The sequence below is a fragment of the Thermoanaerobacterium sp. R66 genome (genome assembly GCF_028895185.1).
Taxonomy (GTDB): domain Bacteria; phylum Bacillota; class Thermoanaerobacteria; order Thermoanaerobacterales; family Thermoanaerobacteraceae; genus Thermoanaerobacterium.
In genome coordinates, this window is sequence record NZ_JAEUWW010000001.1 from 2024880 (window position 1) to 2050832 (window position 25953).

Consider the following 25953-nt stretch of genomic DNA (forward strand, 5'->3'; position numbering starts at 1 on the left):
ACCTCTATTTTTTTGCAAATCTATTTATTATGGCATCTTGTGTTAGATGTTCAAATGAGTCATCTAAAGGCGTTAGATTGCAATTGCCGTATTTTCTTTCCAGAGCTTTTTTTATCAGCATGTCTGTAAACTCTGGATTTTTAGGCAGCACTGGGCCGTGAAGGTATGTTCCAAATGTGTTTTTGTATATTGCGCCTTCCATGCCGTCTTCGCCGTTATTGCCATTTCCATATATGACCTTTCCTAAAGGCTTAACGTTATTTTGCAAAAATGTCTTTCCGGAGTGATTTTCAAATCCTACCATCTTAAATGTCTTGCCATCGATAGATGATTCTATTATTATGTTGTCAATCATCCTTTTATTTCCTGCTACCGTGTATATTTCAAGTGCACCTATGCCAGGCAATTTGTTTCCGTCTGAAGATAAGTAGTACATGCCAAGCAGTTGGTATCCGCCACATATGCTGAGAAGCGTCAATCCATCTTCAATGGCAGACTTTAAATTTTTTGCTCTCTTTAATGTCAGATCATCGCTGACGATTTTCTGCTCCCTGTCAGAGCCACCACCTAAGAACAGTATGTCGATGTCTTTGAAATTTGTATTTGTGTCTACTGTTATGGCCTTTATTTCGGCTTCAATTCCTCTCCACTCACATCTTCTTTTCAGTGTTATTATGTTTCCTCTATCACCGTAAAGATTCAGTAGCTCTGGATACATATGGCCTATTACGAGTTTCATTGTTTTACACCTCTTGATTTTAAGTAATTATTTACTTCGTGCAATGATGTGTAGTTAGGCAGGACAGCTATCAATTCTTCATTTGTTATGGTTGGAATGTAGTCCAGTGCTTCATCTATTGGTTTTATGATTTTTATCTTCTTTTGATCTATTCCGGCGTATTTAAGCCTTAATGCCATATCTTCTGCTCGTAATCCTGATGTCACAACATGGTTTATCTTTGTATGGGATACGAAATTTTCGATGTCTACATCCCAAAGCCAAGACACATCTCTGCCGTCAGCGTAATTGTCGTTTATGGCAATTAATAAGTTTAAAGGTTTGTTGATTTCTCTTAACATGTTTAAAGTGCTGTCAAAACCTATTGGATTTTTAATGAGGTTTATTATGGTTTTTTTGCCCTTTAAATAAGTCTTTTGAAGTCTACCTGCAATAGGCGTGTAGTTGTTAAGCCCCGTTTGTATATTTGAAAATGAAATTCCTAAAAGTACATTTGCTGCTACAGATGCCATGACGTTATAAACATTGTATGCACCTGTAAGATGGCTTTTTACGTTTATTAACTTGTCTTTGTATTTTAATTTGAATGATATGCCATCTTCTGTAAGTTTTATGTCAAGTGCGCCGAAATCCAATTTTGGCCGTGATTTTCCGCATTTAGGGCAGTAATAGTCGCCAAGCTGACCGTAAAAAACATCCCTGTAGACGTATTTTCCACCGCAAACCGGACAGTATTTCTGTTCAAATGCTGGTGATAGGCTGTAGCCGTAATTTAACTTGTCTAAGATGCCGTAGTAAAAGACATTTAGATTGAGGTCATCGCCTAAAGAAGCTGTAAAAGGTTCGTCTGCATTTAAAAGAAGCATTGAATCTTTAGGAAGTTTACTTAAAGATTCTTTGACTTTTTTGATTGTCGTGTCTAACTCGCCGTATCTGTCAAGCTGATCTCTAAAAAAATTCGTCACAACGACTACCTTTGGATTGATGTCATTTAAGACAAGAGGCATATTCGCTTCGTCGACTTCAAAAACGCCAGTATCGCAGCTTATATTGCCAAAGATGTCGCTGTTTTTTATAAGCACAGTGGCAATTCCACTTAACATATTTGCTCCTTCTCTATTATGAACTACTTTCTTGCCAGACGACTTTAAAATCTCTGCTATAAGTCCCGATGTAGTAGTCTTTCCATTTGTTCCTGTCACAACTATCTTTTCATTTTTTACGTCTTTTACGATGTTCTTTATGATATCAGCATCTACCTTTAAAGCTAATTTTCCTGGCAATGATGTACCGTTTTTTCTAGTTAATTTACAACCAAGTATTACAAATTTTCCCACTAAGATACCGAGAAGATCCAATATAACACCACCTTGAAAATGAACATCTTATCTATATATTTAAGTATATTATAAAATAGTCTTTTTATAAAATAAAAAATTTCCTTTTAGAAGTAAAAATGCGAAAAAATCTGCTTAAATTCGCTTCCTTGTATAAAAAACAAAAAAATGATACAATAAAACTATTGGAATTTAGTACGGAGGTATGTATATGGCAAATGATGAAACATATGGTGCAAGTCAAATTCAAATATTAGAGGGTCTTGAGGCTGTAAGGAAGCGTCCTGGCATGTACATAGGTAGCACCAGCAGCAGGGGACTTCACCATCTTGTGTATGAGATAGTAGACAATAGCATTGATGAAGCATTAGCAGGATACTGCAAAAATATAGATGTCATTATTCACAAAGATAATTCTGTATCTGTAATAGATGATGGTAGGGGAATACCGACAGACATACATCCACAAACAGGCAAATCAGGTGTTGAAGTTGCGCTGACTGTGCTACATGCAGGCGGTAAGTTTAACAATGACGTGTACAAAGTTTCTGGTGGTCTTCACGGTGTAGGACTATCAGTAGTAAATGCTTTGTCAAAAAAGCTTGAAGTTATCGTCAAGCAAAATGGAAAAGTGTATCAGCAGAAATATGAAAGAGGAGTTCCAAAGACAGATCTTACAGTAATTGGTGAGACAGATGAAACCGGTACGACAATAACATTTTCTCCAGACGGGGAAATATTTGAGACATTGGAATACGATTATGACGTGCTTTCACAAAGACTGAGGGAATTGTCGTTTTTGAATAAAGGCGTAAAAATAAGGCTTGTTGATGAGAGAGATGGAAAAGAAGATGTTTTTCACTATGAAGGCGGCATAGTTGAATTTGTAAAGTATCTAAACAGAAATAAAGAAGTGTTGCACCCAGAGCCTATTTACATGGAAAACAAAAGCGATACGTACGAAGTGGAAGTGGCGATGCAGTACAATGACAGCTATACGGAAAACATATTTAGCTTTGCAAACAATATCGATACAAGAGAAGGCGGCACTCATTTAATAGGCTTTAAGACAGCACTGACAAAAGTCATCAATGACTACGCAAGAAAGTTTAACATCATAAAAGAAAATGACAAGAACTTGCAAGGCGAAGATGTAAGGGAAGGGCTTACGGCGATTATAAGCGTGAAACTCATGAATCCGCAATTTGAAGGACAGACGAAGACGAAATTAGGCAATTCTGAGATGCGCTCCATCGTCGATTCTGTCGTGACGGAAAAATTGACGGCTTTCATGGAGGAAAATCCTTCGCTTTCAAAAGTCATTCTTGAAAAGGCTACATCTGCTGCAAGAGCAAGGGAAGCAGCCAGAAAAGCCAGAGAGCTTACAAGAAGGAAGTCAGCGCTGGAATCTACTTCGCTTCCTGGTAAATTAGCAGATTGTTCAGAAAAGGATGCATCAAAGTGCGAGCTTTACCTTGTTGAGGGTGATTCTGCAGGCGGTTCTGCAAAAATGGGAAGAGACAGCAAGTATCAAGCCGTACTTCCCCTTAGAGGTAAGATTTTGAATGTAGAAAAGGCAAGGCTTGATAGAATTTTATCAAGCGATGAGATAAAGGCGATGATAACAGCGTTAGGCACTGGAATAGGAAGCGATTTTGACATTTCAAAACTTAGATACCATAAAGTCGTCATAATGACAGATGCCGATGTAGACGGAAGCCACATAAGGACATTGCTTCTTACATTTTTCTACAGGTTTATGAGGCCGTTGATAGAAAATGGAAATATATATATTGCACAGCCTCCACTTTACAAGATAGAGAAAAACAAAAAGGTGTACTACGCTTATTCCGATAAAGAGCTTGACAATATTTTAAAAGAGATCGGAAGAGAAAATTACAATGTGCAGAGGTACAAAGGTTTAGGAGAAATGGATGCGGAGCAGCTTTGGGATACTACGATGGACCCTGAGAAAAGGACTATGCTGAAAGTAAGCCTTGATGATGCTATTGCAGCCGATGAAATATTTACGATTTTGATGGGGGACAAAGTAGAGCCAAGGCGTGAATTTATAGAAAAATATGCTAAAACCGTTAGAAATCTTGATATATAGGCAGGTGATTTAAGTGAGTGATAACACAAATAATGAAGAATTGAGAGTAATACCAGTAGATGTAGAAGATGAGATGAAAAAATCTTTTATAGATTACGCCATGAGCGTCATCGTAAGCAGGGCTTTGCCTGACGTGAGAGATGGATTAAAGCCTGTTCACAGGAGAATTCTCTATGCAATGAATGGCCTTGGTCTTACGCCTGACAAGCCTTACAAGAAAAGCGTAACTGTCGTAGGTGAAGTATTAGGGAAATACCATCCACACGGCGATGTGGCAGTTTACGACGCTATGGTTAGGATGGCGCAGGATTTTTCCATGAGAGAGACATTGGTTGATGGCCATGGAAACTTTGGAAGCATCGATGGAGATCCGGCTGCTGCCATGAGGTACACAGAAGCAAGGTTATCAAAGATAGCTTTGGAAATGCTTACTGACATAAATAAAGAGACTGTAGACTTTGTGCCAAACTTCGATGAAAACTACAAAGAACCTGTAGTTCTTCCATCAAGGTTTCCAAACTTATTGGTAAATGGATCACAAGGAATAGCCGTTGGAATGGCTACTAATATTCCTCCTCACAATTTAGGCGAAGTGATAGACGGCATAATTGCGTATATAGATAATCCGTATATTGCTACAGATGAGCTTATGAGGTATATAAAGGGCCCTGACTTTCCTACGGGTGGTCTTATAGTTGGAAAAGATGGCATCAGAGAAACGTACGAGACAGGCAGAGGGAAGATAATAGTAAGGGCAAAGGCAGAGATAGAGGAGCACAATGGCAGGAATCGCATAGTCGTCACAGAATTGCCTTATATGGTCATAAAATCAAAGTTGGTTGAAAAGATAGCGGAGCTTGTAAGGGACAAGCATATAGAAGGCATCTCTGATTTAAGAGATGAATCGGATAGAAACGGCATGAGAATCGTCATAGAATTAAAGAGAGATGTAAACCCAAAGGTCGTCTTAAATAAATTGTACATGCATACACAGATGCAGCAGACGTTCGGAGCTATCATGTTGGCCCTTGTGGATGGAGCTCCAAAGATACTTTCGTTAAATCAGATTATTGAAAAGTACGTGGATCACCAGGTGGATGTTATTACCAGAAGAACGAAGTTTGACCTTCAAAAGGCCGAAGAAAGGGCACACATTTTAGAAGGCTTGAAGATTGCCCTTGACCATATTGATGAAGTCATAAATGTGATACGAAGCTCAAAAACAGAGCCTATAGCGAAGAATAATTTGATGGATAAGTTTGGGCTTAGCGATAGGCAAGCACAGGCTATCGTTGATATGAGGCTAGGACGCCTTACAGGATTAGAAAGACAGAAGATAGAAGATGAATTAAACGATCTTTACAAAAAAATAAAAGAGCTAAAAAGCATACTGTCAGATGAAAAAAAGGTGCTGGACATAATAAAGAAAGAGCTTAAAGACGTAAAAGATAAATATTCATCAGATAGAAAGACGCAAATTGTTGCGAAAGAAGACGAAGTCGACATTGAAGATTTAGTTCAACTGGAAGACGCTGTTGTAACCATGACGCACTTTGGCTACATAAAGAGGATGCCTCTTGATGCGTATAAATCACAGAAGCGTGGTGGAAAGGGTATTTCCGGCATATCTACAAGAGAAGACGATTTTGTAGAAAATGTATTTACAACTACGACACATGATAGGCTTTTGTTTTTTACAAACAAAGGCAAGGTGTACAGCTTAAGGACGATAGACATACCTGAATCAGGGAGGCAAGCTAAAGGGACAGCTATAATAAACCTCATTCAGATAGATCAAGATGAAAAAGTAAATGCTGTGATACCAATAAAAAAATCCCATAATGCTAAATACGTCGTTATGTGCACTAAAAATGGCATAATCAAAAAGACTGAGATCGAAGATTTTCCGAAGATAAAGAAAAGCGGCAATACAGCCATAAAGCTTGACGATGGAGATGAGCTTATAAATGTCATGCTTACAGATGGCAATAGGGAAATAATCATAGGTACAGCAAACGGCTTCTGCATAAGGTTCCATGAGGACAATCTAAGGCCAATGGGTAGACAGGCAAGAGGTGTAATAGCAGTTACACTAAGAGATGATGACTACGTCGTTGAAATGGATTTGGTTGATAAAGATAGAGATATATTAGTTGTTACAGAAAATGGATACGGAAAGAGAAGCGATGCAGATGAATACAGATTGCAGACAAGGGCAGGAAAAGGAATAATAGCTGCAAAAATAACGAAAAAAACTGGAAAATTGGTTTCTGTAATGTCTGTAAGTGAAAAAGACGAGATCATGATAATATCAGCTAATGGTATCCTCATAAGAACTAAAGTGGCTGATATATCAAAGATGCACAGGGATACTACAGGTGTGACGCTGATGAAGCTTGATGATGGTGATAGAGTTGTTTCGACTGCAAGGATTGCAAATGATGAAGAATAAATTGTTAAAATTTATTTTAACAAAAGAAGGATTTTTAAGATAGATGTCGAATATATATTAAGAGGCGAATTGTTAAAAATTTTTCTAAAAGGAGAGGTTACCATGAAAAAATCATTAGCTATTGGGCTTACGACGGCATTTATTGCAGTAAGCTTGGTTGGTTGTGGTTCAAATAACTCCAATACGTCTTCAAACACATCTGGTGCGTACAAGGATGGGACTTACAAGGCAGAGCAAGCATCATTCGATGCACACGGATACAAAGGACAGATTGAAATCACCGTAAAAGACGGCAAGATTTCAAGCGTTGTGTACAATGAAGTAGACAAAAACGGCAAGTTCAAAAGAGACGATGCTGACTATGCATCAAAGATGAAAGCTAAAAACAACATAACGCCAAAAGAAGTAGATGAAAAACTTCAGCAAGAATTGGTAGATAGTCAAGATACGTCAAAAGTTGATACTGTGGCAGGTGCTACAGAGTCGTCAAAGACGTTTGTAGAGTTGGCAAATCAAGCATTGAAAGATGCTAAGAAATAAAAAAACCCCTCCATTTTGGAGGGTTTTTTTCATGGATCTATTTTTAGTATACCTAATGCTTTTTCCAGATCTATTATGTGATTTTCTTCTTCTAAAGCTATATTTCTAAGCTTTTGTCCTACATCGAAAAGCCCTAAATTTTCTGCTTGAGCTATTCTCTGATTGTACCCATTCAGTGCGTCGTACTCGTAGTTTAAATCTTGATAAAGCATTTCTCTATTGTCAAGAGAAGTTTGCCTTGGGTAAACTTCCACTGTGGGGATACCACCAAGGTATTGTATAATGTCTGTCAATATTACCGCATGATCGTGTTCATCTTTTGCGTGTTCTAATATCTTGTCGATGACTTCTACGTATTCCGCTCCGTGCAGCATGCTGGAGTGCTGGATGTACTGCACCATTGCGGCGTATTCCTTAGTTAAGTCGGTATTCAAATTTGATATAAGCTCTTTTTTGCTTACCATTAAAATTCACCTCTTTAAAAATATATGTTGATTCATACTATGATGATACTGATAAAAAAAGTATTTTTTTGCTTAAAAAATTAAAATTTTTTAATAAATGTAAACGATGATTTATTTAGAATTTACAAAAAATTAAGTTGACTTATTTTCAATATGCTGATAGAATAACTATTAATTTCACCTTAAGATATTTCATCTCAATAAAAGCGATGATGGAGAGGGGTATATGTATAAGCTAAAGAGAGCCGGTGGTTGCTGCAAACCGGTGCGAGTACATATATTAGATCGCTCCGGAGTAGTTAAGTTGAAGTTTTAGTAGGCTTAACCGTAAGACCTGCGTTAAAGGTAAAGTATGATTACTTGCTGAGGCATTTGCCGTGAGGTAAATGCGAAATCAGGTGGTACCGCGAGATGATCCTCGCCCTGAATATGGGGCGGGGATTTTTTAATATGTGAAAGGGGTGATATTATCATACACACAATATCTGTCTTGGTAAACAATCATTCTGGTGTATTGTCGCGAGTTGTAGGTCTTTTCTCAAGAAGAGGCTACAACATTGAAAGTTTGGCTGTAGGCACCACAGAACAAAACGATCAATCTCGCATTACCTTAACAGTCGATGGTGACGATTATGTGATAACACAAATAATAAGACAGCTTAGCAAACTGTATGATGTCATTAAAGTACAAGATGTAGGTAAATTCCCTAATGTATCAAGGGAGCTTGTACTGGTGAAAGTCGAGATCAATTCCAGCACGAGAGATGACATCATGCATATCGTAGATACTTTTAGAGGCAAAGTCATTGATATTTCATTGGATTCTATCATCATTGAAATGACTGGAGACACTGAAAAAGTAGAGGCATTTATAAAACTCATCAAACAGTTTCAAGTCAGAGAACTTACAAGAACAGGTCTTATAACTTTAGAAAGAGGAAATAGAATTTTAAAAGAATATGAGGAGGAATTGTAAATGGCAAGAATGTATTATGATGAAGATGCAGATTTAAACCTTTTGAAAGGAAAGAAAATTGCGATAATTGGGTACGGCAGTCAGGGACATGCACATGCTCTTAATTTAAAAGATTCTGGTTTAGATGTTGTGGTAGGTCTATATGAGGGAAGTAAATCTGCTGAAAGAGCAAAGCAGGATGGACTTACGGTGTTAAACGTAGATGATGCATGTGAATCAGCAGACATAATAATGATTTTAATACCTGATGAAAAGCAATCAAAAGTTTACAAAGAAAGCATAGAAAAGCACTTAAAACCTGGAAATGCTTTGGTTTTTGCCCATGGTTTCAATATACACTTCCATCAGATTGTGCCGCCAGAGTACGTTGATGTATTCATGGTAGCGCCAAAAGGGCCTGGACATTTGGTAAGAAGGGTTTTTACAGAAGGAAAAGGCGTTCCTGATTTGGTTGCGGTTCATCAAAATTACACTGGAAAAGCTTTTGAGACAGCATTGGCTTATGCAAAGGGAATTGGAGGCACAAGAGCAGGTGTCTTAGAGACTACTTTTAAAGAGGAGACAGAGACGGATCTTTTTGGTGAACAAGCAGTTTTGTGCGGCGGTGTTACAGAGCTTATGAAAGCAGGTTTTGAAACTTTGGTAGAAGCCGGTTATCAGCCTGAAATAGCATATTTTGAGTGTATACACGAGATGAAGCTTATAGTGGATTTGATATATGAAGGCGGCTTTGCCAACATGAGGTATTCCATCTCTGATACAGCAGAGTACGGTGATTATCTGACAGGTAAAAGGATAATAACGGAAGATACGAGAAATGAAATGAAACAAGTTTTGAAGGAAATCCAGACAGGAGAATTTGCAAAGAAATGGCTTTTGGAAAATGCTGTAGGAAGACCGCAGTTTAATGCCATAAGAGAGAGAGAAGCAAATCAAAAGCTTGAGAAGGTAGGAAAAGAGCTCCGTGGAATGATGTCATGGCTTAAAAAGAAGTAAAGAGGGGGCTTGTTTATGGGGGATAGAAAAGTCATTGTTTTTGATACGACATTGAGAGATGGTGAGCAGACGCCAGGCGTCAATTTCGACAAGGAAACTAAATATAAGATAGCAAATAAGCTTGTTTCACTTGGAGTTGACGTAATAGAAGCCGGCTTTCCTGCTGCATCAAACGGTGATTTTGAAGCTGTAAAGTATGTAGGGGAGAATTTAGATGGCGTCACTGTCGCAGGATTGTCAAGATGTGTGAAAAGCGATATAGATAGAACATATGAAGCATTAAAAAATGCGAAAAAGTCCAGGATACATCTTTTTATTGCCACATCTGATATTCATTTAAAATACAAGTTAAAAATATCCAGAGATGAAGCTTTAAAAATGGCAGTTGACAGTGTGAAATATGCTTTAGGTAAATTTGATGAAATTCAATTTTCTGCTGAAGATGCGTCAAGGACTGATTGGGATTTCTTAGTCAAAGTGTTTAACGAAGTCATTGATGCTGGAGCTAAGATAATAAATATACCTGATACGGTAGGATATGCCGTTCCAAAAGAATTTGGCAGATTAGTAGAGTACGTAAAAGATAACATTCACGACAGAGAAAATGTGACGATAAGCGTCCACTGCCACAACGACCTTGGCATGGCTGTGGTAAACTCGCTTTCGGCAGTGGAAAGCGGTGCGGATCAAGTGGAAGTTACTGTATGTGGAATAGGGGAAAGAGCTGGAAATGCTGCTTTAGAAGAAGTCATCATGGCCATAAATACAAGAAAGGATTATTTTAATGTAATCCATGGCATAAACACAAAGGAAATTTACAGCACATGCAAGCTGGTAAGTGAGATGGCAGGGATAGAACTTCAACCAAACAAAGCCATTGTTGGATTTAACGCTTTTAGGCATACTGCTGGAATCCATCAACATGGTGTCATAAACAATAAAGCTACCTACGAGATAATGAAGCCAGAAGACATAGGCATAACGACTGATCATATATCTATGGGCAAATTATCCGGCAGAAATGCCTTTGAATTGAAGTTAAAAAACATGGGATTCAATCTTTCGCGAGATGAGATAAATATCGCTTTTAAGAGATTTAAAGACGTAGCTGACAATAAAAAAGTTGTAGATGATGAAGATATAAGAGAAATCGTAGAAGATGTAATTTTAAACAGTAAGAGTTTTAAGGAGGGAGAGCTTTGGGGTTAACACTTACACAGAAAATTTTAGCTAATAAAGCCGGATATGAAGTTAAACCTGGAGATCTTATAGAGATAGACGTTGACATGGTGTTAGGCAATGATGTCACATCGCCTGTTGCCATAAAAGAGTTTTTAAAGATAGGTGTAAAGGAAGTATTCGACAAAGAGAAAATTGCATTAGTGCCTGACCATTTTGTCCCAAACAAAGACATAAAGTCTGCAGAACAAGTAAATATCGTAAGGAAATTTGCCAGAGAGTACGGCATCGTAAACTTCTTTGAAGTAGGGCAAATGGGGATAGAACATGCCCTTTTGCCGGAAAAAGGCTTAGTATTGCCAGGAGATGTGGTAATAGGTGCAGATTCTCATACATGCACGTACGGTGCAATAACGTGTTTCTCTACAGGAATAGGAAGCACTGATATGGCCTGTGCCATGGCTACAGGCAAGGCTTGGTTTAAGGTTCCCGAAGCCATAAAGTTTAATCTTAAAGGAAAGCTTAATAAGTGGGTAAGCGGAAAAGACGTCATACTGTACATCATCGGCATGATAGGTGTAGATGGCGCACTTTACAAGTCGATGGAATTTACTGGCGACATCTCGTCTTTGTCGATTGATGACAGGTTTACAATTGCAAATATGGCTATAGAAGCAGGGGCTAAAAATGGTATTTTCGATTACGACGAAATTACCGAAGCATATGTTTTGGGGAGAGCAAAGAGAAATTACAAAGTGTTTAAAGCTGATGATGATGCAGAATACGTAAAGACATACGATATAGACTTATCAACGATAAAGCCGCAAGTGGCATTTCCTCACTTGCCTGAAAACACAAAGTCCATAGATGATGTTGGAAATGTAAAGATAGATCAAGTTGTAATAGGTTCTTGTACAAATGGCCGTCTACAAGATATGGAAGTGACGTATGAAATTTTAAAAGGCAAGAAGGTTCATCCAGATGTAAGGTTAATAATATTCCCAGCTACACAAGACATATACTTGGAATGTGTAAGAAGAGGCTATATAGAAGAATTCATAAAGGCAGGTGCTGCTGTATCTACGCCTACATGCGGCCCTTGTTTAGGCGGTCACATGGGGATACTTGCAAAAGGTGAAAGGGCAATATCCACTACAAACAGAAACTTTGTTGGCAGGATGGGTCACACAGAAAGCGAAGTGTACTTGGCAAGTCCTGCTGTAGCAGCGGCATCAGCCATAAAAGGCTATATAGCAAGTCCTGAGGAGGTGGCTTAATTGGAAGGAAAGGCAATAAAGTACGGGGATAATGTAGATACGGATGTAATAATACCTGCAAGGTTTTTAAATACATCTGATCCAAAAGAACTTGCTGCCCATTGCATGGAAGATTTAGATAAGAGCTTTAAAGATAGAGTCAAACCGGGAGATATAATGGTTGCAGGAGACAATTTTGGCTGCGGTTCATCAAGAGAACATGCTCCTATAGCCATAAAGGAGTCTGGCATATCGTGTGTCATCGCAAAGTCGTTTGCCAGAATATTTTACAGAAATGCCATAAATATAGGATTGCCTATATTGGAATGTCCTGATGCGGCATCTTCGATAGAAGATGGTGACATTGTTTCAGTCGATTTTGAGACAGGTGTCATAAAAGACATAACAAAAGGTATCGAGTTTAAATCGCAGCCATTTCCTGAGTTTATAAAGAAGATAATCGAATGTGGCGGCCTTGTAAACTACGTGAAGGAAAAGGTGGTATAGATGTACAAGATAGCTGTATTACCAGGAGATGGAATAGGAAAAGAAGTAATGGAGGAAGCACTTAAAGTATTAGATGCTGTTTCAGAAAAATACAACATCCAATTTGAAGTAAAGAAGTATCTGTTTGGCGGCTGTGCCATTGATGAGTTTGGAACGCCGTACCCTAAGGAAACAGAAGAAGCGTGCCTTAAAAGCGATGCAGTTTTGTTAGGGGCTGTTGGTGGGCCTAAGTGGGATGATCTGGATGGCGATAAGAGGCCTGAGGCAGGTCTTTTATCGTTGAGGAAAAGCCTTGGCGTGTATGCCAATTTAAGGCCTGCCACTCTCTTTAATTCTTTAAGAAGTGCATCTCCTTTGAAAGACGAAATTTTAAAGGATGGGTTAGATGTACTTGTTGTAAGGGAATTGACAGGTGGCATATATTTTGGCGATAGAGGAACGGAAAAGATTGATTACGGGTATAAGGCATATGATACAGAATCGTATACCACAATGGAAATAGAGAGGATTGCCCATATAGCGTTTAAAGCGGCGAGAAACCGCAAGAAAAAAGTCACATCGGTTGATAAGGCCAATATTTTGGATTCATCAAGATTATGGAGAAAAGTCGTCAATGAAGTGAGTAAAGAATACCCAGATGTAGAATTAAACCATCAGTATGTTGACAATTGCTCTATGCAGCTTATAAAAGATCCATCACAGTTTGACGTGATACTTACATCAAATATGTTTGGAGACATATTGTCTGATGAAGCATCACAGCTTACTGGATCAATAGGAATGTTGCCATCAGCCAGCTTGAGAGGTGACAAAGTTGGGCTTTACGAACCTGTACACGGTTCGGCTCCTGATATTGCTGGCACGAAGAAAGCTAATCCTTTAGCTACAATACTATCTGTCGCAATGATGCTGGAGTATTCCTTTGACATGGTTGATGCCGCAAATGACATAAGAAAGGCGGTAAACGACCTATTGGAGGATGGCTACAGGACTCCTGATTTAGGAAAAGGCACTATTTTAAACACCGAAGAGATGGGCGACATGGTTGTAAAGTATTTAAAGAGGTGATTTTATGATAAGCGATAGCGTAAAAAAAGGAGTGGAAAAAGCGCCCCACAGGTCACTTTTGTACGCTTTAGGGCTTACAGATGATGAGATAAATAGGCCTTTAATAGGCATAGCTAATTCAAAAAACGATATAATTCCTGGACACATAAATCTTGACAAGATTGCAGAAGCAGTAAAAGCTGGTGTAAGGCTTGCTGGCGGCACTCCTTTAGAATTTTCCACAATAGGTGTCTGTGATGGAATAGCCATGAATCACAAAGGGATGAAGTATTCTCTTGCTTCAAGGGAATTGATAGCCGACAGCGTTGAGACGATGGCTATGGCCCATGGCCTTGACGGACTTGTGCTTATACCAAACTGCGACAAGATAGTTCCAGGTATGCTTATGGCGGCCGCAAGGCTAAACATACCAGCTATCGTAATAAGCGGAGGCCCGATGCTGGCTGGAAGTTACGAAGGAGGAGCATGCGATTTAAGCTCCATGTTTGAGGCGGTAGGCGCATTGAAGGCAGGCAAGATAAGTGAGGACGAGTTAAAGGCGATGGAGATGTCTGCTTGTCCTACGTGTGGTTCATGTTCAGGAATGTTTACCGCAAATACGATGAATTGCCTTACAGAAGGGCTTGGCATAGGACTTCCTGGTAATGGCACGATACCTGCTGTTTACTCAGAAAGGATAAGGCTTGCTAAAAAAGCAGGAATGAAGATAGTGGAGCTTGTAGAAAAGGATATTAAGGCAAGAGATATTTTGACAGAAGATGCCTTTATAAATGCTTTTTGCTTAGACATGGCTTTAGGAGGCTCTACAAATACAGTTCTTCACTTAAAGGCTATTGCACATGAGGCAGGAGTTGATATACCTCTCGAAAAGATAAATGAAATCAATGAGAAGGTTCCAAACCTGTGCAAATTAAGCCCTGCAGGAAAGTATCATATAGAAGATCTCTACCATGCAGGTGGCATACAGGCAGTATTGAAAGAACTGTCAAAATTAGGAGTCTTAAATACAGATTGCATTACAGTCACATGCGATACAATCGGTGAAAATTTCAAAGATGCGCGGATAAAAAATCATGATGTAATACACTCAGTAGAAGATCCCTACAGCAATACAGGTGGCTTGGCGATTTTGTACGGAAATATTGCGAAAGACGGTTCTGTAGTAAAGGCGTCTGCAGTAGCTAAAGAGATGCTTCGCCATTCTGGTCCTGCAAGAGTCTTTGATTCAGAAGATGAAGCCATAAAAGCCATTTATGATGGCAAGATACAAAAAGGCGATGTCGTTGTAATAAGGTATGAAGGGCCAAAAGGCGGTCCTGGCATGAGGGAGATGTTAAGCCCTACATCAGCACTGGCAGGCATGGGACTTGACAAGGATGTAGCGCTTATTACAGATGGAAGATTTTCTGGCGCCACAAGAGGAGCTTGCATAGGTCATGTGTCGCCTGAAGCGATGGAAGGTGGAGAAATTGCTTTGATAAAAGATGGGGATATCATTGAAATAGACATACCGGGAAGAAAGCTTAACTTAAAGATAGACGATGAAGAAATGGAAGAAAGAAGAAAAAACTTTAGAAGGCCGGAGCCTCACATTAAGACAGGTTACATGGCAAGGTACGCCAGATTAGTCACATCTGCAAATACTGGTGCGGTTTTAAAAAATGATTGACAAAGCTTAAATTCCATGAAAGGAGGCGCATATCGTGATCATAAAAGGTTCGCAGGTTGTCATAGAAGTATTAAAAGAGCAAGGAGTAGAAGTCGTTTTTGGCATTCCTGGCGGTGCCGTCATACCTCTTTACGATGCTTTGTACGATTCTGACTTGCGGCATATCCTTGCAACGCATGAACAGATGGCTGCCCACATGGCAGATGGATACGCAAGAGTGACCGGAAAAGTTGGCGTGTGCTTTGCTACATCAGGACCTGGTGCTACCAATTTAGTCACAGGAATAGCCAATGCCTACATGGACTCTGTGCCAATAGTTGCTATAACAGGGCAAGTTGCTACAAGCCTTATAGGAAAGGACTCTTTTCAAGAAGTGGATATTGCAGGAATCACGATGCCTGTGACAAAGCACAATTTTATTGTGAAATCGCCTGATAAATTAGCGGACACTTTGAGAGAAGCCTTTTTTATAGCGAAAGATGGAAGACCAGGCCCTGTTCTTGTAGACATACCAAAGGACATTCAGACTGCAGATATAAACTTTGTCAAGCGAAAGGATTTTTATGTTGAAGTAAAGAAGCATCAAGTGTTAGAAGCAGATTTAGTAAAGGCAGCCCAGTTAATCTCATCAAGCAAAAGACCAGTTATTTTTGCCGGTGGTGGAGTAATATGGAGCGAAGCATCGAAGAATTTGTACGATTTTGCTAAAAAGCACATGATACCTGTAGCTACTTCGCTTATGGGCCTTGGATGCTTTCCAGAAGATGATGAGTTGTCATTAGGGCTTATTGGAATGCATGGAAGCAGATATGCCAATACGGCCGTTTATAAATCAGATTTGGTGATTGCAGTAGGGTCAAGGTTTAGCGACAGAGTCGCCGGTAAAGCAGGTGGTCTGGCGCCAAATGCAAAAGTCATTCACATCGATATCGATCCTGCGGAAATCGGCAAAAATATCGATGTTGATGTGCCATTAGTAGGAGATATCAAAGAAGTCCTATCTCTTTTAAATGGAATGATAAAAGAAAAAGACAATAGGGAATGGATTAATGAGCTTATATCGATAAAAGACAAAACGTCCTTTAAATATAAAGATGATGGGAAATTGAAGCCACAGTGGATAGTAGAAAGGGTTCAAGAGCTTGGAGGAGACAATCTTGTAGTAGCGACAGAAGTAGGGCAAAACCAGATGTGGACGGCTCAATACTATAAATTCAAAGAGCCAAGGACATTTGTCACATCCGGTGGATTAGGTACCATGGGCTTTGGACTTCCTGCATCAATAGGTGCACAAGTAGGGAGAGATGACAAAAGAGTGGTGAATATTGCAGGTGACGGCAGCATAAGGATGAATATTCATGCTCTTGAAACGATGTCGGTGTACAACATACCTGTTATAACGATAATCCTCAACAATCAGACACTTGGCATGGTTAGACAATGGCAAAATCTCCTTTACGACAAAAGATTTTCTCAGACAGATTTAAACCCGAATCTCAATTTTTCAAAAGTCGCCGAAGCTTTTGGGGTAACCGGAAGAAGAATTTACACGAAAGAAGAATTTACAGATGCTTTTAGTGAAGCATTGTCAAACAACAAGCCTTATGTTTTAGAGTGTATCATAGACAAAGATGAGATGGTTCTGCCATTTATTCCTGCTGGAGGAACCATTGAAGAGATGATAGACTAGCATTTTTATAAAATTAATGTTATAATTATAGAAACTAAATAAGATTAAACCTTCAGGGATTGGTGAAATTCCATACCGGCGGTAAAGCCCGCGAGCCTTATGGCAGATCTGGTTAGATTCCAGAGCCGACAGTATAGTCTGGATGAAAGAAGGTGAAATGGCAATTGTCATTATGCCCTGAAGTATTACATGCTTCAGGGCTAATTTTTTGAGGTGATTTATGGAGAAATACATGAAAAGGGCATTAAAGCTTGCTAAACTTGGTGTAGGACACACAAACCCAAATCCTTTAGTAGGAGCTGTAATTGTTAAAAATGGCAAAATTATAGGTGAAGGCTATCATGAATACTATGGAGGACCACATGCGGAAATAAATGCATTAAAAAATGCTAAAGAAGATGTAAATGGAGCCACGCTTTATGTGACATTGGAACCGTGTTGCCATCATGGAAAAACACCACCTTGTGTCGATGCTGTCATAAAATCAGGCATAAAAAATGTTTTTATCGCTATGGAGGATCCAAATGAACTTGTAGCAGGAAAAGGAATTAAAAAGCTTGAAGAAGCTGGTTTAAATGTTTATACTGGATTGTTAAAAGATGAAGCAGAGAAATTGAATGAAGTATTTATAAAGTACATCATAAGTAGAGAACCTTATGTAATATTAAAATCCGCCATGACAATTGATGGAAAGATATCGACTTTTACAGGCGATTCTAAGTGGATAACAAATGAAAAATCAAGGGAGCATGTCCATAAAGTTAGAGGCAGCGTTATGGCAATAATGGTAGGTATTAATACAGTTATAAAAGATAATCCACATCTTACTGTTAGATTGCAAGGATATAAAAACCCTTTAAGAGTTATTGTGGATAGTCACGGCAGGATTCCATTAGATGCAAATGTCATCATTGATAAATCTGCTAAGACATTAATAGCTACAACAGATATGATGCCACATGATAAGGTGAAAGCTTTGAATGATTTGGGTGTTGATGTTGTTACAATCGAAAAAAAAGATAATAAAGTCCATCTAAAGAAATTGATCTATACGTTAGGGGAAAGAGGGATAGATAGTATTCTCATAGAAGGTGGAGGAACTCTCAACTATTCTGCTTTAAAAGAAGGAATAGTAGACAAAGTTATGTTTTATATTGCTCCAAAAATAATAGGTGGAAGCAATTCATTAACGCCTGTAGAAGGTGATGGCATTGCTTTGATTAAAGATGCAATAATGATTGAAAAGATAGATATAAAAAAATTTGACGATGACATACTTATAGAAGGTTATATAAAAAAGTAGGTGTTAAGATGTTTACAGGAATTATAGAAGAAGTTGGAAAGGTCAAAATGATTCAAAGAGGAAATATTACCAAAATAGCAGTAGAGTGCAAAAAAGTCTTAGATGGTGTAAGAATTGGAGATAGCATAGCTGTAAATGGAGTATGCTTAACGGTTACAAATATAGGTAAAGATTTATTTACATCAGATATAATGTATGGAACACTTAAAACAAGCAATTTAGGAAGTTTAAAGATAGGAAGCATTGTCAATTTAGAAAGGGCATTAAGCATATCAGGCAGGCTAAATGGACACATTGTGACGGGACATGTGGATACCGTTGGTACAATAATTGATAAAAACAAAATAAACAGTACGACGACATTTAAAATTAAAATTGATGAAAGATATTCAAAATATGTGGCTGATAAAGGAAGTATTGCTGTGGATGGAATAAGTTTGACAGTGGTAGAATCATCAGCTTCATACTTTACAGTGTCAATTATACCCCATACAGAGAACAATACAACTTTAAATATAAAAAGAATCGGAGATACCGTAAATATTGAAGTTGACATACTTTCAAAGTATGCAGAAAGGCTTTTGACGAAGAAAAACGTTGATGAATTTTTTACAAAAACTTGAAAGAAGTTCTCCCATCCTCTATAGGTGGGAGATGAATTTCTATTGTTTTCCATAACATTATATGTTATAATCTTATCAGAAGTAAAAAGCAAAGTGGTGATATAATGCTAATATTAGATAATAACAATCATTCAGTATTCTTATTGTATTATCATCTTATAATGGTTGTAAAATACAGAAGAAAAGTAATAGACGATAACATATCAAATAAATTAAAGGAGATATTTGAGAATATATCATCCAATTATAATATATCACTGCAAGAATGGAATCACGATAAAGACCATGTACACATACTTTTCAAAGCAGAACCTAATTCTGAAATATCAAAATTCATAAATGCTTATAAAAGTGCATCATCTAGACTCATAAAAAAAGAATATCCGCAGATAAAACAAAAACTTTGGAAAGAATATTTTTGGTCAAGAAGTTACTGTCTTCTTACAACTGGTAGTGCACCTATAGAAGTTATAAAACAGTATATAGAAAGCCAAGGTGAGAAAAGATGATGACATGTCAGCATTTTTTCATAGAACCCACAAAAGAACAAGAAGAAAAGCTTTTTTATACATTGTATTTATGTCGCAAATTATACAACTATTCACTGGATCAAAGAATAAAACATTACAAACAATATGGCAAAGGACTTACATATAAAGAACAGCAGAACATGCTTCCAAAATATAAAAAAGAACATCCAGAATACAAATTAGTACAGTCGCAAATATTACAGGATGTGTTGAGAAGATTAGATAGAGCATATAAAAACTTCTTTGACAAAAGAGCCAAATATCCTAAATTCAAAGATAAATATCACTACACATCAATAACACTTCCACAATGCGAAACAAAAAGAAACTTTGGGAAAGAAGGATATGTATACATAAAAAATATAGGGCATATAAAAATCAAAGCACATAGAAACTTTGATCCAACAAAAGTCAAAACAATAAACATAAAATACCATGCAGGAAAGTGGTATATAAATCTGTCAGTTGAAGTAGAAGAAGAAAAAGAAAAAACAGTCATAAGAGAAAAAGCAATAGGAGTAGACAAAGGAATAAACTCAATAGCTGCAACATCAGATGGAGAGTTATACTCAAATCCTAAATGGCTACAAAAATCAGAGAAGAAACTAAAAAGACTGCAAAGACAATTATCAAGAAAAAAGAAAGGAAGCAAAAACAGAGAAAAGCAAAAGAAAAGATTAGCGAAACTTCATGAAAAAGTAGCGAATCAAAGAAGGGACTATCTACATAAGATAAGCTATAACATAGTAAAACATAATGACATCATATGCGTTGAAGATTTGCAAGTAAAAAATATGATGAAAAATCATAAACTTGCAAAATCAATAGCAAATGCAGGATGGGGAATGTTAGACAAATATCTCCAGTATAAAGCAGAAAAAGAAGGAAAAATCTTCGTAAAAGTAGATCCAGCATATACATCACAAAGATGTTCAAGATGCGGGAAAATAGTAGAAAAAGACTTATCAGTAAGAATACACAAATGCGAGTGCGGATTAGAGATAGACAGAGATGTAAATGCAGCAATAAATATACTATATGAAGGATTAAAACAATTAGGCATAGCAGCATAAGAATAATAATTTTGTAGGGAAGGTTCCTCCCGAAGTTACGCCTATGGAGATTGTGTAAGACCTGCTGTGAATAGCAGTAGGCAACGGTCTATGAAGTAGGAAGCTCCACCCTCTATAGGATGGAGTAGGTTCACTAGAAAATTATTTATAAGGAGATGTTCATAAATGTTTGATACTATTGAAAGCGCAATAGAAGACATAAAAAATGGGAAAATGGTCATTGTAGTCGATGATGAAGATAGAGAGAATGAAGGGGATTTAGTTATGGCTGCGGAAAAAGTGACAAGTGACCATGTGAACTTTATGATAAAGTACGGCCGTGGATTGGTATGTGTTCCTATGATGGGGGAGAGGCTTAAAAAATTAAACATTGGCAAGATGGTATTTGATAATACCGATAATAGAGAAACTGCTTTTACAGTATCTGTAGATCATAAAAACTGTAAAACTGGAATTTCTGCTTACGAAAGAGCACTTACTATAAAAATGCTTATAGATGATGAATCGATGCCGGATGACTTTACAAAGCCAGGACATGTATTTCCATTGGAAGCGAAAGAAGGAGGAGTATTAGTAAGAGCGGGACATACGGAAGCAGCGTGTGATTTAGCAAGGCTTGCAGGTCTTAAAAGTGCTGGTGTAATCTGCGAAATAATAAAAGATGATGGAAAGATGGCCAGGCTTCCAGAGCTAATTGAATTTTCGAAAAAATTTAATTTAAAAATAATATCTATCGCTGATCTCATAGAATATAGAAGAAAAAATGAAAAACTGGTGAAAAGAGTGGCAGAAGCATATTTGCCCACAAAGTATGGAGATTTTACGATAATAGGTTATGAAGAAATCTTAACAGGTAAAGAACACGTTGCGTTGGTGAAAGGTGATTTATCTGATAGTCCTACATTAGTCAGGGTTCATTCAGAATGTTTGACAGGCGACATTATGGGTTCATTAAGGTGTGATTGTGGCGATCAGCTTCATACATCGATGGAGAAAATTGGAAAAGAAGGAGGTGTACTATTGTATCTAAGACAAGAAGGCAGAGGAATAGGACTTTTAAACAAGATTAAAGCATATCATTTGCAGGATGAGGGACTTGACACGGTAGATGCCAACATCAGATTAGGTTTTCCGGCTGATATGAGAGAGTATGGGATTGGAGCTCAGATTTTGAAGGACCTTGGGCTTAAAAAACTCAGGATAATGACAAATAATCCCAAAAAACTGGTTGGTATTTCAGGTTATGGCCTTGAAATTGTAGAAAGAGTTCCTATAGAGGTTTCAATCAATAGACACAATGAAAGATATCTTAAAACAAAAAAAGAAAAATTTGACCACATATTTACTTCATTTTAAAAATAAGCAAAGGAGAGATTGTATTGAAAAAGTATGAAGGAAAACTCATTGGAGATGGCTTAAAAGTAGGCATTGTTGTAAGCAGATTTAATGAATTTATAACAAATAAACTTTTGGATGGTGCTTTGGATGCTTTAAGAAGACATGGTGTAGATGATGAAAGCATTGACATTGCTTGGACGCCAGGCGCATTTGAAATACCCCTTATATCAAAGAAGATGGCCACATCAAAAAAATACGATGCAATTATCGCGCTGGGTGCTGTAATAAGAGGCGATACACCGCATTTTGATTATGTTGCAAATGAAGTATCAAAAGGGGTAGCAAAAATATCGGTAGATTACGATGTGCCTGTAATATTTGGAGTCCTTACGACGGATACAGTTGAACAGGCAATCATGAGGGCTGGAACAAAGTCAGGCAATAAAGGGTTTGAAGCGGCTGTTACAGCAATTGAGATGGCCAATTTGATAAAGGAAATAGAAAGCTTATAAAAAAATACCCATCTTAAGAGCATTACGCTTTTAAGATGGGTATTTTACTTCCATGATGGTATTATGCCAGATTTTTGGAATGTTTTAAAGACGACTACGAAAACAGGCCCCATTATAAGCCCGAGACCACCAAAAAGCCTTGCACCGATAAACATGGATAAAAGCGTCACAAGAGGATGAAGGCCTATACTTTGGCCGACTATCTTTGGCTCTATCATCTGCCTTACGACTGTGACGATGGCATATATGATAAGCAAGTAGATTCCAATAAGGTAGTTTTTGGTGAATATGTTGTACAATGCCCATGGGACTAATACAGAGCCTGATCCTAAAACAGGCAGTATATCTATAAAGCTGACTAAAAGCCCCAGCAAAAATGCGTAATCAAAACCTATTATCGTAAGCCCTATGGAAACTTCTAAAAAAGTGATAAACATTATGGTTATTTCAGCCCTTATAAAGCCTATTAAAGTTTGAAAGAGATCTCCTTTTATATTTTCAGCGTGAAATGCCCAATTGGATGGAAACTGTCTTTTTATAAAGTTTAATATGAGCCATTTGTCTTTGCTTAAAAAGAACGTTGATACGATTGTTATTATTGACATAAAGAAAAAGTTAGGCAGCTTTGTTGCCAAGCCTAATATCCATCCTGCGAAGTTTTTAGCGTACACAGATATATTATTTAAAATCGATTGAAGATTGCTTTCTAAGAAAGTTGAGATGTTTGTAGGAAGCGATACATAATATCTCCTAATTCTGTCTATCAAATCAGATATCACTACATCAAAATTCTTTGTGTAACTTGGTGCGTGTTCAGCTAAAGTATTGAGTTCGAATACAAGCTGTGTGACTAAAAGGCTTATTAAAAGACCGATTATTCCAATCAATAAAAGTATAAAGAATGCAGATGACAAACCCCTTGGTATTTTCAGTTTTTTTTCTGAAAACTCTACGGCAGGGTCAATTAAAATAGCCAAAAACAATGCCACTGCAAAAGGCATTAAAAATGGAATAAGCTTAAACACAAATAGGTAAAAGCTCAGTATGACTGCTAATATTACAATTGAATTTCTTATAGTGCTTTGATACCGTGAGAGAAAATCTTTCACGAAAAACCCCTCCTTACTCTTTATTATAGTATCGGAATAGCTATGTGTCTACATAAACGAATAAATAAAATCCGGTTTTGCCGGATTTTATTTATTGGGCGGTCTTTATTTTGATTTCATATGATTTTTTAGCTATTTCTGATTGAGATATTATTCCTTTTTCGATAAGCAATTCTATTAAAGATGTCAAAGCTAAAGTGTTTTTGTACTCTGTGTCTTTTATGTCGGCAATTTCTAATAGGTATTTGATTTCGTTCATCATATTCCCCCATAAATTATTTTATATAGTAATTATTGACACATATATTCATTATATACATTGTTGTTGTAATGTATATAAAGTTAGTATTTGAAATATTGATGTGATATAATAATAACTGTATATTTAAAAAAGGAGATTGGACGATGAAGAGCAATACGAAAAAAGAGATTGTAAGTTGGATACTTACTATTGGGCTTGCTTTTATCATAGCTATGTTTATCAGGACGTATGTGTTTGAGCTTGTTGACGTACCTACAGGTTCTATGCTTAACACAATACAGCTTAATGATAAGTTTATTGAATTAAAATTCATATACAGATTTGAGCCTATTAAAAGAGGTGACATAGTCGTATTTAAGTATCCCGACGATCCGTCTGTAAGCTTTGTAAAAAGGGTAATCGGAATTGGCGGAGATACCATTGAGATCAAAAATGGGATATTGTATAGAAATGGAAAGCCAGTAAAAGAGCCATACCTTAAAGAGCCTATGAATAAAAATGAGACATTTGGGCCGTATAAAGTTCCGCCAAATCACTACTTCATGTTGGGGGATAACCGCAATCAATCTCTTGACTCAAGGTATTGGAAAAACAAATATGTATCCAAAGATGCCATAATGGGCAAAATAGTATTTAGAATTTGGCCTTTAAGCAGATTTGGTTCTATGATTGGCAAATAATTGTTGAAATCGCATTTGTTATATAGTATAATTAGTTTTAAGTTAAAAGAAGCGTTGAAGGGCCAATAGTATGTATTATATTTAAGAGAGCTGGTGGCGGGTGTAAACCAGTATATGTACATATTTATCCAGCCTGGAGCTATGGTTAATAACCATCGGGCGACCGTTAAATCAGTGATGAGGGCTTTTTAAGCCGAATCAGGGTGGCAACACGGAAATCCCGTCCCTACATAGGGCGGGATATTTTTATTAGGAGGTGCAAATGATGCTTGATATTAAAAGGATAAGGAATAATCCAGATGAGGTAAAGAAAGCTATTGAACTTAAAAAAGAAAACTCAAACATCGACGAATTTTTAGAGATTGACGAAAAGAGACGGGAAATCTTAAAGGAACTGGAGTCTTTGAAAAACACCAGAAATAAAGAATCTGAAAACATAGCTAAACTGAAAAAAGAAGGCAAAGACGCTGAAGAATTGATAAAAGAGATGAAAGAAATATCCGACAAAATCAAGGCGATGGAAAGCGAAGTAAAGCAGTACGATGAGAAATTGGAAGAGCTTCTATGGACCATACCAAATATTCCACATGAAAGCGTTCCAGTTGGAGACAGCGATGCTGATAACGTGGAAATCCGCAGATGGGGCGATGTTAGAGAATTTGACTTTGAAGTGAAGCCACACTGGGACATTGGAGTTGAGCTGGGGCTTTTAGACTTTGAAGCGGCATCACGGGTTACAGGTTCCAGATTCACGTTTTACAAAGGATTAGGCTGTAGGCTGGAAAGGGCTCTAATAAACTTCATGATGGATCTTCACACAGAAAAACATGGATACACAGAGGTTTTTCCGCCTTTTATGGTTCATAGAAGAAGCATGTTTGGCACAGGACAGCTTCCTAAATTTGAAGAAGACGCATTTAAGGTGGCTGGGACAGATTATTTCTTGATACCGACTGCTGAAGTTCCGGTTACAAATATGTACAGAGAGACCATAATTGACGGTGAAAAACTTCCTATATACAATTGCGCGTATAGCGCTTGTTTTAGACAGGAAGCCGGTTCTGCAGGGAGAGATACAAGAGGATTAATAAGGCAGCACCAGTTTAATAAAGTAGAACTGGTAAAGATTACAGAGCCTGAGAAATCATACGAAGAACTTGAAAAGATGGTAAGCGATGCTGAAGATGTGCTGAAGACTTTAGGCATACCTTATAGGGTTGTATCTATATGCACTGGAGACCTTGGCTTCACTGCGGCAAAGAAGTACGACCTTGAGGTTTGGATGCCAAGCTACGGAAGGTATGTTGAGATATCATCTTGCAGTAACTGCGAGGACTTTCAGGCAAGGAGAGCAAACATCAAATACAGGCCAAAAGATGGAGGAAAGGCCCAGTATGTCCATACTCTAAATGGTTCAGGTGTGGCAGTCGGCAGGACTTTTGCAGCAATACTTGAAAACTATCAGCAAAAGGATGGTTCTGTAGTTGTGCCTGAAGCTTTAAGGCCGTATATGAGATGTGATGTTATAAGGAAGTAA

The 25953-nt window shown here is 37.7% G+C and carries 24 protein-coding genes, 1 riboswitch and 2 other annotated features; of the genes, 19 read left to right on the forward strand and 5 right to left on the reverse strand.

What is annotated here, in order from left to right; genetic code table 11:
* Window positions 1–4 precede the first annotated feature (4 nt).
* Both JJQ93_RS10090 and JJQ93_RS10095 read right to left on the reverse strand, forming a co-directional pair.
* The gene (locus tag JJQ93_RS10090) at window positions 5–739 is read right to left on the reverse strand and encodes a type 1 glutamine amidotransferase (protein WP_274893684.1); all 735 of its coding nucleotides are present in this window, start codon (window positions 737–739) and stop codon (window positions 5–7) included.
* Window positions 736–2097, reverse strand: a complete 1362-nt coding sequence (locus tag JJQ93_RS10095) for a MurT ligase domain-containing protein (protein ID WP_274893685.1) — start codon at window positions 2095–2097, stop codon at window positions 736–738. The genes JJQ93_RS10090 and JJQ93_RS10095 overlap by 4 nt, the downstream gene beginning before the upstream one ends.
* A gap of 190 nt (window positions 2098–2287) precedes the next feature.
* On the opposite strand from JJQ93_RS10095, the gene gyrB reads away from it, so the two are divergent.
* From gyrB to JJQ93_RS10110, 3 genes are all read left to right on the forward strand, one after another.
* Window positions 2288–4189 carry a DNA topoisomerase (ATP-hydrolyzing) subunit B gene (gene gyrB / locus JJQ93_RS10100; RefSeq protein WP_274893686.1) on the forward strand — a complete coding sequence of 634 codons (1902 nt, stop codon included), beginning with the start codon at window positions 2288–2290 and terminating at the stop codon, window positions 4187–4189.
* 13 nt (window positions 4190–4202) lie between these two features.
* Entirely contained in the window at window positions 4203–6641 is a 2439-nt protein-coding gene (gyrA, locus tag JJQ93_RS10105) for a DNA gyrase subunit A (RefSeq protein WP_274893688.1), read from the forward strand.
* Between the two features lie 102 nt (window positions 6642–6743).
* A complete protein-coding gene (locus JJQ93_RS10110) occupies window positions 6744–7181 on the forward strand; it encodes an FMN-binding protein (RefSeq protein WP_085113258.1) in 438 nt (145 codons plus the stop codon).
* A gap of 29 nt (window positions 7182–7210) precedes the next feature.
* Here JJQ93_RS10110 and JJQ93_RS10115 read toward each other — a convergent pair whose 3' ends face one another.
* Entirely contained in the window at window positions 7211–7645 is a 435-nt protein-coding gene (locus JJQ93_RS10115; RefSeq protein WP_013786839.1) for a ferritin-like domain-containing protein, read from the reverse strand.
* A 200-nt stretch (window positions 7646–7845) separates the two neighbouring features.
* Window positions 7846–8074: a binding site (T-box leader), on the forward strand.
* A gap of 43 nt (window positions 8075–8117) precedes the next feature.
* Between JJQ93_RS10115 and ilvN the strand changes: the two genes are divergently transcribed.
* The 14 genes from ilvN (at window position 8118) to ribH (ending at window position 22365) form a co-directional block, all read left to right on the forward strand.
* Window positions 8118–8621: an acetolactate synthase small subunit gene (ilvN, locus tag JJQ93_RS10120; RefSeq protein ID WP_041592037.1), complete on the forward strand. Its 504-nt coding sequence runs from the start codon at window positions 8118–8120 to the stop codon at window positions 8619–8621.
* Complete coding sequence (gene ilvC, locus JJQ93_RS10125) at window positions 8622–9617, forward strand: ketol-acid reductoisomerase (protein WP_274893689.1); 996 nt, start codon at window positions 8622–8624, stop codon at window positions 9615–9617.
* Window positions 9618–9632: 15 nt separating this feature from the next.
* A complete protein-coding gene (locus tag JJQ93_RS10130) occupies window positions 9633–10826 on the forward strand; it encodes a 2-isopropylmalate synthase (RefSeq protein WP_085113260.1) in 1194 nt (397 codons plus the stop codon).
* Window positions 10817–12073: a 3-isopropylmalate dehydratase large subunit gene (gene leuC / locus JJQ93_RS10135; RefSeq protein WP_085113261.1), complete on the forward strand. Its 1257-nt coding sequence runs from the start codon at window positions 10817–10819 to the stop codon at window positions 12071–12073. The genes JJQ93_RS10130 and leuC overlap by 10 nt, the downstream gene beginning before the upstream one ends.
* Window positions 12074–12559, forward strand: a complete 486-nt coding sequence (leuD, locus tag JJQ93_RS10140; protein WP_085113262.1) for a 3-isopropylmalate dehydratase small subunit — start codon at window positions 12074–12076, stop codon at window positions 12557–12559.
* Window positions 12560–13627 carry a 3-isopropylmalate dehydrogenase gene (leuB, locus tag JJQ93_RS10145; protein ID WP_274893690.1) on the forward strand — a complete coding sequence of 356 codons (1068 nt, stop codon included), beginning with the start codon at window positions 12560–12562 and terminating at the stop codon, window positions 13625–13627.
* A gap of 4 nt (window positions 13628–13631) precedes the next feature.
* Window positions 13632–15296, forward strand: coding sequence for a dihydroxy-acid dehydratase (gene ilvD, locus JJQ93_RS10150; RefSeq protein ID WP_085113264.1), 1665 nt, complete (start codon window positions 13632–13634; stop codon window positions 15294–15296).
* A gap of 34 nt (window positions 15297–15330) precedes the next feature.
* Window positions 15331–16986, forward strand: a complete 1656-nt coding sequence (gene ilvB, locus JJQ93_RS10155) for a biosynthetic-type acetolactate synthase large subunit (RefSeq protein WP_274893691.1) — start codon at window positions 15331–15333, stop codon at window positions 16984–16986.
* Between the two features lie 44 nt (window positions 16987–17030).
* Window positions 17031–17144: riboswitch (FMN riboswitch) on the forward strand.
* 62 nt (window positions 17145–17206) lie between these two features.
* A complete protein-coding gene (gene ribD / locus JJQ93_RS10160) occupies window positions 17207–18289 on the forward strand; it encodes a bifunctional diaminohydroxyphosphoribosylaminopyrimidine deaminase/5-amino-6-(5-phosphoribosylamino)uracil reductase RibD (RefSeq protein ID WP_274893692.1) in 1083 nt (360 codons plus the stop codon).
* 8 nt (window positions 18290–18297) lie between these two features.
* On the forward strand, window positions 18298–18912 hold the full coding sequence (locus tag JJQ93_RS10165; protein ID WP_274893693.1) for a riboflavin synthase: 615 nt from the start codon (window positions 18298–18300) through the stop codon (window positions 18910–18912).
* Window positions 18913–19016: 104 nt separating this feature from the next.
* Window positions 19017–19421 carry an IS200/IS605 family transposase gene (tnpA, locus tag JJQ93_RS10170; RefSeq protein WP_274893694.1) on the forward strand — a complete coding sequence of 135 codons (405 nt, stop codon included), beginning with the start codon at window positions 19017–19019 and terminating at the stop codon, window positions 19419–19421.
* Entirely contained in the window at window positions 19418–20515 is a 1098-nt protein-coding gene (locus JJQ93_RS10175) for an RNA-guided endonuclease InsQ/TnpB family protein (RefSeq protein ID WP_274893695.1), read from the forward strand. The genes tnpA and JJQ93_RS10175 overlap by 4 nt, the downstream gene beginning before the upstream one ends.
* A 165-nt stretch (window positions 20516–20680) precedes the next feature.
* Window positions 20681–21871, forward strand: a complete 1191-nt coding sequence (locus JJQ93_RS10180) for a bifunctional 3,4-dihydroxy-2-butanone-4-phosphate synthase/GTP cyclohydrolase II (protein WP_085113267.1) — start codon at window positions 20681–20683, stop codon at window positions 21869–21871.
* Between the two features lie 23 nt (window positions 21872–21894).
* On the forward strand, window positions 21895–22365 hold the full coding sequence (gene ribH / locus JJQ93_RS10185) for a 6,7-dimethyl-8-ribityllumazine synthase (protein ID WP_085113268.1): 471 nt from the start codon (window positions 21895–21897) through the stop codon (window positions 22363–22365).
* Between the two features lie 44 nt (window positions 22366–22409).
* On the opposite strand, the gene ytvI is transcribed toward ribH, so the two are convergent.
* Window positions 22410–23474 carry a sporulation integral membrane protein YtvI gene (ytvI, locus tag JJQ93_RS10190; protein ID WP_085113269.1) on the reverse strand — a complete coding sequence of 355 codons (1065 nt, stop codon included), beginning with the start codon at window positions 23472–23474 and terminating at the stop codon, window positions 22410–22412.
* A 91-nt stretch (window positions 23475–23565) separates the two neighbouring features.
* Window positions 23566–23733 carry a hypothetical protein gene (locus tag JJQ93_RS10195; RefSeq protein ID WP_013786853.1) on the reverse strand — a complete coding sequence of 56 codons (168 nt, stop codon included), beginning with the start codon at window positions 23731–23733 and terminating at the stop codon, window positions 23566–23568.
* A 146-nt stretch (window positions 23734–23879) separates the two neighbouring features.
* On the opposite strand from JJQ93_RS10195, the gene lepB reads away from it, so the two are divergent.
* The gene (gene lepB, locus JJQ93_RS10200) at window positions 23880–24416 is read left to right on the forward strand and encodes a signal peptidase I (RefSeq protein ID WP_013786854.1); all 537 of its coding nucleotides are present in this window, start codon (window positions 23880–23882) and stop codon (window positions 24414–24416) included.
* Window positions 24417–24461: 45 nt separating this feature from the next.
* Window positions 24462–24647, forward strand: a binding site (T-box leader).
* A 34-nt stretch (window positions 24648–24681) separates the two neighbouring features.
* Window positions 24682–25953 (forward strand): serine--tRNA ligase, encoded by a 1272-nt coding sequence (serS, locus tag JJQ93_RS10205; protein WP_085113270.1) that lies wholly within the window; start codon window positions 24682–24684, stop codon window positions 25951–25953.